This is a genomic window from Gracilimonas sp. (assembly GCF_014762685.1).
GTDB lineage: Bacteria > Bacteroidota > Rhodothermia > Balneolales > Balneolaceae > Gracilimonas.
Genome location: NZ_JABURM010000006.1, coordinates 432,038 through 445,741 on the forward strand (window position 1 = coordinate 432,038; position 13,704 = coordinate 445,741).

At 41.4% G+C, this 13,704-nt stretch carries 12 protein-coding genes; 7 read left to right on the plus strand and 5 right to left on the minus strand.

Features of this window, described 5'->3' with window-relative positions:
* Positions 1–41 precede the first annotated feature (41 nt).
* Positions 42–1,733 carry an NAD-binding protein gene (locus HUJ22_RS11490; RefSeq protein WP_290877585.1) on the plus strand — a complete coding sequence of 564 codons (1,692 nt, stop codon included), beginning with the start codon at positions 42–44 and terminating at the stop codon, positions 1,731–1,733.
* On the opposite strand, the gene HUJ22_RS11495 is transcribed toward HUJ22_RS11490, so the two are convergent.
* Positions 1,718–3,451 carry a carbon starvation protein A gene (locus HUJ22_RS11495; protein WP_290877587.1) on the minus strand — a complete coding sequence of 578 codons (1,734 nt, stop codon included), beginning with the start codon at positions 3,449–3,451 and terminating at the stop codon, positions 1,718–1,720. The genes HUJ22_RS11490 and HUJ22_RS11495 overlap by 16 nt on opposite strands.
* Positions 3,452–3,738: 287 nt before the next feature.
* Here HUJ22_RS11495 and HUJ22_RS11500 point away from each other — a divergent pair, with 287 nt between their 5' ends.
* Positions 3,739–3,972 (plus strand): DUF3820 family protein, encoded by a 234-nt coding sequence (locus HUJ22_RS11500; protein WP_290877589.1) that lies wholly within the window; start codon positions 3,739–3,741, stop codon positions 3,970–3,972.
* A gap of 85 nt (positions 3,973–4,057) precedes the next feature.
* Here HUJ22_RS11500 and HUJ22_RS11505 read toward each other — a convergent pair whose 3' ends face one another.
* The 4 genes from HUJ22_RS11505 to HUJ22_RS11520 form a co-directional block, all read right to left on the minus strand.
* Positions 4,058–5,155 carry a DUF2914 domain-containing protein gene (locus tag HUJ22_RS11505; protein WP_290877591.1) on the minus strand — a complete coding sequence of 366 codons (1,098 nt, stop codon included), beginning with the start codon at positions 5,153–5,155 and terminating at the stop codon, positions 4,058–4,060.
* Between the two features lie 54 nt (positions 5,156–5,209).
* A complete protein-coding gene (locus HUJ22_RS11510) occupies positions 5,210–5,824 on the minus strand; it encodes a CPBP family intramembrane glutamic endopeptidase (protein WP_290877592.1) in 615 nt (204 codons plus the stop codon).
* Between the two features lie 92 nt (positions 5,825–5,916).
* Entirely contained in the window at positions 5,917–6,924 is a 1,008-nt protein-coding gene (gene purM / locus HUJ22_RS11515; protein WP_290877594.1) for a phosphoribosylformylglycinamidine cyclo-ligase, read from the minus strand.
* Between the two features lie 89 nt (positions 6,925–7,013).
* Positions 7,014–7,532 carry a YfiT family bacillithiol transferase gene (locus HUJ22_RS11520; protein ID WP_290877596.1) on the minus strand — a complete coding sequence of 173 codons (519 nt, stop codon included), beginning with the start codon at positions 7,530–7,532 and terminating at the stop codon, positions 7,014–7,016.
* Positions 7,533–7,962: 430 nt separating this feature from the next.
* On the opposite strand from HUJ22_RS11520, the gene dtd reads away from it, so the two are divergent.
* From dtd to HUJ22_RS11545, 5 genes are all read left to right on the plus strand, one after another.
* Complete coding sequence (dtd, locus tag HUJ22_RS11525; RefSeq protein WP_290877599.1) at positions 7,963–8,403, plus strand: D-aminoacyl-tRNA deacylase; 441 nt, start codon at positions 7,963–7,965, stop codon at positions 8,401–8,403.
* A gap of 74 nt (positions 8,404–8,477) precedes the next feature.
* Entirely contained in the window at positions 8,478–9,377 is a 900-nt protein-coding gene (locus tag HUJ22_RS11530) for a hypothetical protein (protein ID WP_290877602.1), read from the plus strand.
* Positions 9,378–9,424: 47 nt separating this feature from the next.
* On the plus strand, positions 9,425–10,894 hold the full coding sequence (locus HUJ22_RS11535) for a YiiX/YebB-like N1pC/P60 family cysteine hydrolase (RefSeq protein WP_290877605.1): 1,470 nt from the start codon (positions 9,425–9,427) through the stop codon (positions 10,892–10,894).
* The gene (locus HUJ22_RS11540) at positions 10,891–11,781 is read left to right on the plus strand and encodes a patatin-like phospholipase family protein (protein WP_290877608.1); all 891 of its coding nucleotides are present in this window, start codon (positions 10,891–10,893) and stop codon (positions 11,779–11,781) included. Before HUJ22_RS11535 ends, HUJ22_RS11540 begins: the two co-directional genes overlap by 4 nt.
* Before the next feature lie 96 nt (positions 11,782–11,877).
* Complete coding sequence (locus HUJ22_RS11545) at positions 11,878–13,440, plus strand: glycerol-3-phosphate dehydrogenase/oxidase (RefSeq protein ID WP_290877611.1); 1,563 nt, start codon at positions 11,878–11,880, stop codon at positions 13,438–13,440.
* Positions 13,441–13,704 lie beyond the last annotated feature (264 nt).

Genomic DNA, 13,704 nt, shown 5'->3' on the forward strand with positions numbered 1-13,704 from the left:
AAACCCCTTTCTTTTCAATAGGTTAACACTCATATTCCGTCATGAAATTTTTTACTTCACAGATTAGCTACTTCATTTCTAACCGGAATACCAAAACAAACATAAAACGGCTTATTCGTTTTGTATTGATTTTGTTCGCCATGATCATTGTCTATGGCGTGCTCTTTCATGAGATCATGGAGTATGAAGGGCAAAAGCATTCCTGGGTCACCGGTTTTTACTGGACCCTAACCACTATGACCACCCTTGGTTTTGGAGACATCACTTTTACTTCCGACCTCGGGCGCATTTTTTCTGTGTTTGTGTTGATTTCAGGCGTTATTTCCCTGCTAATCATGCTTCCCTTTACCTTTATTGAATTTTTCTACGCTCCCTGGATGGAAGCTCAGCACCGGGCTCGTGCACCCCGGGAACTTCCAAAAGGAACCAAAGACCATATTATCATCACTAGTTTTGATGCTGTTACAAAAGCTTTAATTCAAAAACTTGACCAGTATGGGCATGAATATGTTTTGCTGGTAAATGAGCTTGAACAAGCTCTTGAATTGTATGACCAGGGCTATCGGGTCATGCTTGGGGAACCGGATGATCCGGAAGCCTACCTTAAAATGTATGTTAAAAAAGCAGCACTTGTTTTCACCGGTGGCACCGATATGTTTAATTCTAACGTTGCACATACCATCCGCGAATTTTCCGATGATGTAAAAATTATCTCTACGGCTAACTCTTACGATTCAATAGATCTGCTGAAATTAGCCGGAAGTGACCACGTTCTGCACATGGGTAACATTTTAGGACGGGCCTTATCACGTAGAACACTTGGGCAGGATGCCCGGGTCCATACCGTTGGAAGGTTTGGAAAATTAGTAATTGCAGAGGCAACCACATATGCCACTCCATTAGTTGGTAAAACATTAAAAGAAAGTCGTATTCGTGAAGATCTGGGCATTAATGTTGTTGGGGTTTGGGAAAGAGGAAATTTCAAAAGTGCCCATCCCGGAGTCGAAATTCATAATCATAGCGTTTTGGTACTCGCCGGTACGGTTGAACAACTACGAAAATATGATGAATTGTTTGGGATATACGGCGTAAGCGATGAACCGGTAGTTATTATTGGTGCCGGAAGAGTGGGCCGCGCCACCGCACTTCATTTAAAACGGCGAAATATTAAGTATAAAATCATCGATAAAAATCCGGATCGTATTAAAGATTCTGCTCATTTTGTGTTTGGTGATGCCGCCGACCTTGATACCCTTAAAAAAGCCGGGATTGAGGAAGCCCCCAACGTCATTATCACTACAAATCAGGATGATGTAAATATTTATCTCACTATTTATTGTCGCAGCCTAAGGCCAAACATTCATATTGTTGCCCGCTCTACTTTAGAGCGAAATGTAAATACTCTTCATCGGGCAGGGGCCGATTTTGTGATGAGCTATGCTTCCATGGGTGCCAATGCCATCTTCAACATTTTTGAGGAAAATGATATTGTGATGATTGCACAGGGGCTTAATGTATTTAGTTTAGATACTCCCAATAAACTTGTGGGCAAATCATTAATTCAATCTGATCTCCGAAACAAAACCGGATGTAATGTAATTGCTTATCAGGTTGACGGAGAACAGGATATCAACCCGGACCCCAACAAGCCGATCCCTGAAAACAGTGAGATCATCTTAATTGGCCAGTCTGAAGATGAACAACGATTCATTGATTTCTATAAATCGGGCTGACCCTTTTCTTTGCGTACCAACGTCACGGCTTCTAAAATAATCCAAATGGTGAACCCGAGGATGATGGCACCAAAAATAAAAAGCAGCATGTTGGAATCATTGCTTCCCCATCCCGACCAATCAAAGATCACTTGTTCGGTCATAGCCCAGAGTGTCATGATCATTAAAAAGACCATCGGAATTAACGTATAAATAATAGAACGGCCTTGTCGCTTCAGCCAGATGGTAACCAGTAACAAACTGATTCCAGCAAGTAACTGATTGGATGTTCCAAACAACGGCCATAATAAATATCCGCCGGAGCCTAATCCGCGCGGGCCTTCGGGAAGTAAAACCAAGGCCGCACTCGCTCCCACCGCGATCAAAGTAGACGTATGTACCTTCGTGAGGGGCTTGATTTTATATTCTTCCCCAAGTTCGTTGAGGATATAGCGCATCAGTCGAACGGAAGTATCAAGGGTAGTTGCAGCAAAGCTGATCACAATGACTGCAATGATGGTTTTAGCGGCTTCCAGCGGAATGAGTAATGCCGTTGCGAGCTGAGCCGCTCCTTCCACAAAAATATTTAATCCCACGGCCCCCGCCTCAGAAAAGGAATGATATACATCCATGAATTCCCCTGAGGTGTTGAAATAGGTTACAACTGCCACAATGGTGATTAAAGCGAGAGAACCTTCACCGATCGCTCCCAAATATCCCACAAAACGGGCATCAGTTTCTTTATCCAGCTGTTTTGCGGTGGTTCCGGAAGAAACCAGTCCATGGAACCCTGAAATAGCTCCACATGCAATGGTAATGAAAAGCAGCGGAAACCAGCTTACATCCGTGGCTTCCACATTGGTGGTTGGGGCGGTGATCTCCGGATTACTGATAAACAATCCCAGGTATAAAATTCCCAAACCCAGCACTAACTGATATGCATTGATCAAATCTCTGGGTTGAAGCAATTTCCAAACGGGAAGAGTAGAAGCAAAATACACATAGATCATTAAAACCGTGATCCACACAAAGAATGCCATCTCGATTCCTGTCAGCCCAAAAAGGACAATATTTTCAGCCCCCCCAAAATACTGTATCAGGTCAATTTGCAGAACCGGAACATAACTGGCGATAATGGCCGTGAAGTACATCACAAAAAGAACAATCACGGATGGAATCACCATATTTCCCGTCTTTCTATATGCCCGAACACCGATCCAGATAGCTAAAGGAATTTGAATAAAAATGGAAAGAACCGTTGCCGGGAAATTGATAAAGAGATTGGAAATCACCCACGCAAAAACCGCGTTCACCATTAAAACGAGAATCAAAATGATAAACAGGAAAAGCAGCTTGGCCCTATGGCCTACTAATTTATTTGCGAGCGTTCCTACCGACTGGCCTTTATGTCGGACTGATAAAACCATCGTTCCAAAGTCATGAACTCCGGCAGCTAAGATGGTTCCGAATACCACCCACAACATGGCCGGCAGCCATCCCCAGTACACCGCTATGGCCGGACCAACAATAGGTGCGGCTCCTGCTATGGAAGTGAAATGATGTCCCAGCAGAACGAATTTATTGGCCGGCACATAATCCACATCATCCTTGAACTCATGGGCCGGCGTCATATAATCCGGGTTGAGTTGATAGATCTTTTCAGCCAGGAATTTGGAATAATATCTGTATCCAATAAAGAAAAGAAAAAGCGATAAGGCTGCGACCCAACTTGCTTGCATAAATTTATTACGGATTAATTTTTATGAACTCTAATTAACTGCGCTTTAATTACTATTTTTCGCTTTCTGATGCAAGCTTCTTGTGCCATACTAACTCTAAAATCAGAGTGGTTTTATTAAACGCGATCCAGCCTTATACTTCGACCTCTCCTTCTCAAGGAGAGGCTTTTCCGTTATTTATAATAATTTTGCTACTATTTCATATATCAGAGATTAATCAACGAGTCCTTCTCCTTGCTAAGGAGAAGACAGAAGAGGTCGAAGAAACGAATTATCAAATCTAAACAATGCACGATCCTAATTTTCTTATAAAGCTGGTTCAAACCAAAATGCCTTTTGGTCAATACAAGGATCGGTATATCACCGGGTTGCCGGTGCATTATCTGGAATGGTTTTCGAGGCAGGGTTGGCCAAATGGACAGCTCGGGCAATATTTAGCGACCATGTTTGAGATAAAAACCAACGGATTGGATGATATTTTGAAACCCATTATTCGGAAGCATAGAAATTCGCGGTATTGAGATGGGAATGGAACGTGGATGAGGTGGATTGGGCAGATGGTAGCTGATTTGTTTTTTAAAAACTAAAGATCACTTTGATGGCTTATCAAAAAACCCGGGTTCCCAATCGCTTGGGCTCAGCTGTTGAAGTTGAGTCTATTTCAAAGTTGATGATCCCTAAAACCAGCCCGTCATTTGTGATCACATCAACTTTCCACTCTCCCTCCATCATTTTGTTTTTGACGGTATAACCACGGAATCCACCTTCCCGGCCACCGGTTATTTCGAATCCAATTTCATCGATTACTTCCCATTGATTGGTATGCGGACTAAACCATTTCCATCGATGTAATACCGATTCACTAAGTTTTGAAGGAGCAAAAATACTTGTGAAAACATATACATCAGAACCCGTCTCGTATGAGAATTCATGCCGGTTATCTCTCCACATTTTATACCAGGGGTTTTGCTCATAGGTCACAAAGTATTCATCCGTTTCAATATTACGTTCAACATTATGAGCTACCAGTCCTGATTCCATCGCCAGGGGAACGGGTGGAATCAAATTGAAGAAATAGAAGACATTGATAAGCAGGTAAATCCCAAGTATCAAACCGGACATTTTGCCCATGCTGATTTCCTTTTGAGTAGAAGGACTTGTGTTGTAGATAAAAATGATGAGGGCCAGTGTAATTCCCAAACTTATGGTTCCTGAAAGCATAAAAAGAAAAGTATTCATGCTATTTACAATCATTGGAATAAAGAATGTGAAGAAGGTAAAATTCACAAAAAAATAAGCACTGAACTGCAGATATTTATTGGAAATCCGTTTTTTGAGCAGTTCATTGGCAAACAGTAATACTAACAGGATTATGAAAAAGCTGATGGTTTTGGAAAAGGAAACACTCCGCGAATAATAGATGACATACGCACTGCACAATCCCCCCAGAAAAAACTGAATGGCTAAAGGCAGATAATCTTCATATTTCTCAAAAAAGGTTCCCTTCCATTTATCATCCCCGGAGAGATTGAACAGGTATAAGCATAGTGTCAGTGAGGTAAGATAGGTGCATAAAATAACCTGATCATACAGACGATCGATCCGGCCCAGGGTGAGTGAATCCCACAAAAAACCCATCATAAAAAATATCACCGGCAGGTACCGCTGATTCGCCCTCACAAAAGCCTGATATCGTTTAACCATTTTTGATTATATGAATACTGAATTTAACCGGATTTAAGATAGGGTAGGTATGGCTCAATTAGAAATTGCTTCTTTTCTCTGAATAACCTGAAGCATTATCAGATCATAAACCGAATGGGCAATCATGGCAGAGATCAAACCAATATACTCAAAAAGAAATCCCAGCATAAAACTGAGTCCAAACATCATTAATCCAAAAAGAATATGTCCGGGTGATTTGAATTTGAAATATCCGTGAATGGCAATAAAGATGAAGGATGTTAGCGTATTCCCGAGCAAAGGCTGGATAGCTCCGCGAAATAATAATTCCTCTCCGGCTCCTGCAAACAATGAAACCTGAGTATTATCAAAAAAAGAAAAGTTAGCTTTTGATAAAGCCTCAAAAATGGTGAAATCGGACAATACTTTAGATACGGGTGGCAGGTTGATGACAATAAAAATTAATCCCGCGGCTCCACAGCCGGCCGCCAACCCAATACCCACTTGTTCCCAATCAAGAAACGTACTTTCAAAAATTTCATTCAATCCGCCTTCATGCCAGTACCGGATAATCAGAAATGAAAAGAATACGTAGATATTAGCTGAAACCACCGACATTATAAGCAGCCTTCCGGTGGTCAGTCCGGACAGTTCATTATTTGTTTGTTCAGGCCGGGTTTCATTTTCCATGAAACCAAAATAAGGTGGAGAGTTGTAAGCTGAAAGTAGGGTTATGGACGCGAATATGTTGGATTTTAATTCAAAATCCAACATTCCTCATTTCAAATTACAGAACCAACCTCAAAAACCTCTTCCCCCAACTCCTCAGCCTTTTTCTTAACCGCATCCGCTTTACTTTCAGAAACCACAGCGATCAATCCAATTCCTAAATTGAAAGTCGCTTGCATATCCTCTTCGGGGACGTTACCGATTTCCTTAATCATTTTATATACAGGTGGACGTTCCCAGGCCTCCCAGTCAATATCCAGTTTCATTCCTTCGGGGAGAATCCGTTTGGTGTTACCCACAATGCCACCTCCGGTTATGTGAGAAAATCCGTTTACGCCGGGCAATTCTTTTAATTCAGTGATAAGCGATAAATACGAACGGTGCACTTTCAGTAATTCATCCCCAACCGTACTGCCCAGTTCCTCCACATAATTTTCGACCTTGTATTTACTGAAGAGGACTTTCCGGGCCAAAGAATATCCATTGGTATGCAATCCCGAACTTTTGAATCCCAGCAGAACATCTCCTTTTTGAATATCAGCTCCATTGATCACTTTATCTTCATCCACAATTCCAACGATGGTTCCGGCCAGGTCAAATTCACCGGCATCATAAATATCCGGCATTTCGGCAGTTTCTCCCCCGATCAGCGCTACTCCATTTTCTTTACAGGCTTTGGCAAATCCTTTTACCACATCTACCCCAACATGCTGTTCCAGCTTTCCGGTTGAGAAATAATCGAGGAAGAACAGTGGTTTGGCTCCACATACAGCAATGTCATTCACACAGTGATTTACCAGATCCTGACCAACGGTATCATACTTTCCGGCTTTAAAAGCCACAATCAATTTAGTACCAACCCCATCCACCGAACTTATGAAAACGGGTTTTTTATAGGAGCCGAGATCAGGTTTAAAAAATCCTCCAAACCCTCCAATGTTATGTAGTACTTCCGGTCCGTGGGTATCCTTCACCACTCCTTTGATAGATTCCACCATTTCTTCCCCGGCTTTGATATCTACACCGGAATCTTTGTATGTAAATTGCTTCTTGTCACTCATGCGATCGCTGATTTCACTGATTTCGTTGATTATTTTAGTGTCTGACCTTTATCTGATAAACATATTTTTTCATCCGACTTATCACTTCATCACTTTTGACTTTGAGTTACTAACCGAATATGTGCTAAATGATGATTGGAGTGCCAGGCATACAAAGCAGCTGATTTTGCTAAACTGAAACTTCCTGCTTCCGGATTTATATATGTTCTTTTCCATTGTTCATCATCCAGACTTTGATAAATTCGCACCATTTTTTCATGGGTATTTTCCAGCATATCAAGCGTGAGCTCCAGGGGAATTTCAAACTGGAATTCTATATCTACCCAGCCATCCTGGTCATAAGGTCGAATGGTGGGATTATCTTCAGTTAAAGCCAACTTTAAGCGCATAATGGCATTGGAATGACTATCCAATAAATGACTAATTACCTGTCTTACGGTCCAGCCTCCCTCACGATAGGAAGAAAGCAATACATCATCTGAGCAACCGTCAATTTCATTTCGGATACGTTCAGGTAATAGTGCAATATCATCCAGCCATTGCTCAAGTTGATCTGAACTGTAATCTTCTGAAAAAGTAAGTTTGCCTATAGGAAATTGTTTATTCATAACACATAAATTTGTTACACAAATATAGAATCTTTGAAAGAGTGTTTTGAGAACTTTTTCTCATACTTTTCCACACCAGAATATTATAAAAATGAGATTGATAAATTTTAGTAGTAGTAATAGAGCGTGTGGATAAGTGGATAACTTTTTTATCCTGATTTAATTTCGAAGCCCTTAAAACATGTGGATAGTTTTGTGAGTAACTCGAGTATAAAAATCAATCACTTATCAAGTTTTGATTTTAATTACTAACATCTGCATATATATTCTACATAAAATCATCAAAAAACTCATCAACACTAAAAGTTATTCTTTTTGAATGTTGATTAAGCGAAAAGAATGTGGAAACTTGTGTACAACTTTGGGGCATTTAAGTTATCCAACTTTTATTAATGAGTAATCCACATAGTAATCCACATATACACACTTTATGAAAGCAGTTATTCAGCGCGTGAGATCATCTTCGGTTATGGTAGATAATGAAATAACAGGAGCGATTGATCAAGGACTTTTAGTTTTATTGGGGATCCATGAAAATGACTCTGATGAGCAATTGGAATGGATGTGCAATAAAATTTCCAAACTCCGCATCTTTGAAGATGAAGAGGGTAAAATGAATAAATCGGTTCAGGATGTGAGCGGAGGCATTTTAGTGGTATCCCAATTTACCTTATATGCTAATTCAGATAAAGGAACCCGCCCCAGTTTTATAGAAGCAGCACGGCCGGAAAAAGCCGAACCGATGTATGAAGACATGATTGAATGGTTTAAAAATAATACGAATTTAGATATACAGTCCGGTGAATTTGGTGCTATGATGAGTGTAAAACTGGAAAATGACGGACCGGTAACCATCATCCTGGAGAAGTAAAAAATGAAAGGCGATAGCTAATAAAGTGATAATCACCCGATCAACTATCAATCTTTCAAATGAGGAAATTTAAAATGTCAGTAATATTCATTTTTATTGATGGGGTTGGCTTGGGAGAAGATGAGCCCTCAAATCCGTTTTCTGAAAATAGGTACGAATCATTTGAAATACTGACCGGCGGTTTCTTTAATAAAAAATCCAATCCGTTTATAAATAAAGATCAGCTTTTTAAGCCTATTGATGCCAATCTTGGAGTGAAGGGGTTACCACAAAGCGGAACGGGTCAAACCACGTTATTTACCGGTAAAAATGCAGCCAAAGAAATCGGGAAGCACTTTGGGCCTTTTCCTCATTCCGGAATCAAGCCGTTTCTTAAGAAAGAAAGCATATTTCATGCAGTGAAGGAATTAGGTAAAAACCCCTATTTCATGAATGCCTACCCCCCTATCTTTTTTAAGCACGCCGCAAAGCGAAATCGCTGGAGTTGCACTACCCTTATGACTAAAAGTGTGGGTTTGAAATTAAATTCTACGGAAGAAGTATTAAACGAATCGGCATTGACGGCAGAAATCGTACAAAATGCCTGGAGGGAAAAGCTTGGCATCGATATCCCAAAAATTACTCCCACGGATGCCGCCAAGCGATTACTGAATGTGGTACCGGATTATGATTTGGTGCTGTATGAATATTACCTCACCGACAAAGCCGGCCACAACCAACGCCCAGAAGATGCAGAGCGGGTACTAAGTCCACTGAATGAATTTCTGCTGCACATCATAAAACACAAAAAAAGTTCAGATACTTTAGTAATTACCAGTGACCATGGAAATCTGGAAGACCTCTCCACAAAAACGCATACCCGGAATAAGGTGCCTTTGTTTGTAATGGGGGAAGGAACAGTAAATTTCAATGAAGTGGAAAGCCTTGTTCAGGTTAAAGAAAATATCTTAAACATTTTTTCGGAACAGCAATAGCTTATGAAACTATAGGAAGGAATAACAGAGTTTCATTAAATTGAATCATGAATAAAAAAATAATTTATCCTCTTTTTGCTATTCTTTTGTTATACGGCTTGTTGCTGATCCCGATAAACACCTCGATTGGTATACAAAGTGAAGCCGGTGCCACTCCTTTTATTTGGGATCAGGATGAAAAATGGGATCAATTGGAGGAGCGGTTCAATGAAGCCAGAACGAATATAGAACTGATTAATCCCGGTTTAATTGAAGTCAAGGTTTCAGCTGTTAATGACTTGCTGGATGAGTTGGAAAACACCGGGTTTAATCCCTCTGATGTTCGGTTGAACGAGTTGTTAAATCAATTTTTTGAGCTTGCCCCTTTGATTGCGGCCCGCGGAAATCAAAATAAAGACTTCACAGAGCTTTACAACCGCAGCAGGCGAATTATAAAAGAGGAGTCGGTTAACTGGGATATAAATGAAGCAGAAACCAGAATAGCTTTGTACAAGTCATTGTATGGCATGAGGGCGACTGTTGAAGAAGTATTACTTCAGTCCAAAGAAGAGATAGACCCGGTTCTATATGTACAAGAAGAAGGGTCGGTCACCCCTTCAACCGAAATTTTAGGAATAGAGGTTCACAGCGGAGATCTTTTGGTTTCACGTGGCGGAGCAGAAGTGTCGGCCCTGATTTCAAGGGGGAATGATTACCCCGGTAATTTCTCACATGTGGCACTTATCTATGTGGAAGAAGAAACCAATGATCCGTATTTGATCGAGGCACATATTGAACGCGGGGTAGCAATAGCAACTGCTGAAGAATATATCAATGATCGAAAGTTAAGATTTATGGTACTTCGCCCGAGACAGGATCTGCCCGAAATGAAAGAAAACCCAAGGATACCCCATATCGCTGCAAAGCTAATGTTTGAAGAGGCACAAAAACGCCATATCCCGTATGATTTTAAAATGAATTTTTTTGATCCCGGAGCAATGTTTTGCTCGGAAGTGGGGTCCTATGCGTATAAAAAATATGGTATTCAGCTTTGGCAATCCGAATCCACAATATCTTCATATGGTGTGGTGACATTGTTAAACACTTTTGGTGTAGAACACTTTGTGACTCAAATGCCCTCCGATCTGGAGTATGATCCTCAACTTTCCGTAGTGGGTGAGTGGAGAGATACAAAAGCACTTTTTGAAGATCACCTGTATAATGCTGTGATTGATGCGATGCTGGTATGTGCCGAAAATGGAAAAGAAATAAAGTATAACAAATGGCTTTTACCCGTAGTTAGAATGGCAAAAGCATATAGTTATTTAATGAATTTAATTGGAAAAACAGGACCGGTTCCCGAAGGAATGAGCGCCATGCAGGCGGCTAAAAGTGAAGCTTTTATCGACCGGCATGTGACATTGAAAGAAAAAGTAAGGACACAGGCGGCTGGATTTTCAGAAAGACAGAATTATACTCCTCCATATTGGGAATTGGTAAGAATGGCAGAAGAAACGAGCGGGTGTAAGGAAAAATGAAAAAGAAAGTTCATCTTGTTTTAGGAAGCGGCGGCGCACGGGGTATTGCTCACATTGCAGTCATTGAAGAACTGGAAAAAGAAGGCTATGAGATCATTGAGGTAATAGGCTGCTCGATGGGTGCTGTTGTTGGGGGAATTTATGCGGCCGGACATCTTTCAGAATATAAAAAATGGTTGATAAGTCTTTCCCGAAAAGGGGTTTTTGATCTACTGGACTTTACCTTCACAAAACAGGGCTTTGTGAAGGGAGAAAAACTGTTTGCCAAACACCTAGAGGTGACCGGTAAAGAGAATATTGAAGAATTCCGCATTCCCTTTACTGCAGTAGCAACGGATATGAAAAACCATGAAGAAGTACATTTCAAAAGCGGGGATTTATATAAAGCGCTGCGGGCATCAGTTTCTATCCCGGGTTTTTTCGTGCCGGTAGTAGAGGATAATCGCGTATTGGTAGATGGCGGGGTGCTGAACCCCTTACCTATAAATCTGGTAAATAAAAAAGAAGATGCTATTATTGTCGCGGTAAATCTAAATGGAAAATCACTGGCTGTATTTGATAAGAAGCCGGAGCCAGATAGAATAGATGAAATGCAAAAATGGTTTGAAAACCTGCTTCCAGACTCAATAATGGGAAGAAGAGAGAAAAAGCCGGAATTAGAACCGAGACAAGAATCGTTTTCATTATTAGAGCTGATGGACAGTTCTTTCAGCTTTACCCAAGATCGGCTTACCAACCTCATGATTGAAGTCTATAAACCTGATAAACTTATTGAAATCCCCAGAAATAGTTCCGGGATGTTTGATTTTGATCAGGCAAAAAAAATCCTGGAAATAGGAAAAAAGGCGTATCAAAAAGGGATGAACTCAACCGGGGAAGAATCGTAAAAGAACGTTTTTCCGTTTTATCCCATTTTGCTACATATTGGAGCAGGTAAATACCAGCATACTCTTGAAGCAAAGAGAAATCAAGGAATCGATTTTATGAAAAGAACAGATCTTCTCGGTCAAGTAAGCGAGTATAATGATTATTGGGATGTGGTAGTAATTGGCGGGGGAGCTACCGGACTCGGGGTGGGAATTGATGCCGCTTCACGCGGGTATAAAACGTTGCTTTTGGAAATGCACGATTTTGCCAAAGGAACATCCAGTCGCAGCACTAAATTGGTTCATGGCGGTGTTCGCTACCTACAGCAAGGTGATGTTTCACTGGTTATTGAGGCGTTACATGAGCGGGGACTTCTAATTCAAAATGCCCCCCACCTGGTAAGCCATCAGTCTTTTATAGTGCCAAGCTATGAGTGGTGGAATGGGCCCTTTTATGGAGTTGGGATGAAAGTATATGATGCCCTGGCTGGAAAACTGGGAATAAACAAATCTAAAAACCTATCCAAGGAAAAAACGCTGGAGAAAATACCCACACTGGAACCGGATGGTTTACGGGGAGGAGTAATGTATTACGACGGACAGTTTGATGATTCCCGTCTGGCCATTAATCTTGCCCAAACTATACAAGATGAAGGCGGTACTCCCCTTAACTATATGAAAGTTACCTCCCTCAAAAAAAATGGTCACGGTTTAATTGAAGGTGTAGAAGCCCGAGATATGCTGGATGGGAAAGATTATGAAATCAATGCACGAGTTGTTGTAAATGCAACAGGTATATTCGCAGACGAAATTCTGGAAATGGACGAAGAGGGCCATCAAAATATTATACAATGTGCACAAGGAATTCATATTGTGTTGGATAAGGAGTTTTTGCCGGGCGACTCAGCCATTATGGTTCCCCACACGGATGACGGCCGCGTACTTTTTGCAGTGCCCTGGCATGATAAAGTAATTGTGGGAACCACAGATACGCCGATCAAAGAACCGGCTCTGGAACCGGTGGCTTTGGAAGAAGAAGTAGAATTTTTATTGCGGCATGCGGCTCAGTATCTCACTAAAAATCCGAAGAGGAGTGACGTGAAAAGTGTGTTCGCGGGCTTGCGCCCACTCGTCAAACCGGCAGACGCCAAAAGTACTTCGGAAATTTCAAGAAGCCATCATATACAGGTATCAGAATCCGGCCTGGTGACTATAGCCGGCGGGAAATGGACTACCTATCGTAAAATGGCGGAAGACACGGTAGACCGCGCCGCGTTGGTTGCGGGGCTGGAAGTAAAAGAATGCCCAACCAAAGATCTGCGAATTCACGGATGGCTGAAAAATGTAGATCGGGACGACCACCTTTTTGTGTACGGTTCCGATAAGGTAGCATTGATGAAACTGATTGAAGAGAATGAATCATTGGCCGAACAGCTTCATCCCAAACTCCCCTATATAAAAGCGGAGGTTGTCTGGGCGGTCCGGAATGAAATGGCGCAAACGATTGAAGATTTTCTGTCCCGGAGAACCCGTGCCCTTCTTTTAGACGCCAAAGCCAGCCTGGAAATGGCGCCTGAAGTAGGCCGGTTACTTGCTAAAGAATTTGGTAAAGACGAAGACTGGGTAAAACAGGAAGTGAAGGAATATAAACAGATAGCGAAGAATTATATACTGGAGTGATTGGGGGCGAATATCCAATAAACAACATTCAACACGGAATGATCAAGTAGAAACCACTTGTACATTGAATATTCCGTGATGGATATTGAAAATTTATTGCTAGCATCCACCACGGCCCTCTCTCTGGATTTTGGCAAGCCAAATCCTGTCTCTCTCCGAAGAGAGATCGGTTCTTGTCAGATCAAAGTGTTTAGACTTACTCCACTTTGCCTGCCAAGGTTAAGAACCTGTGTCACTTCGGAGGGACAGGAAGAATGAGCTTGC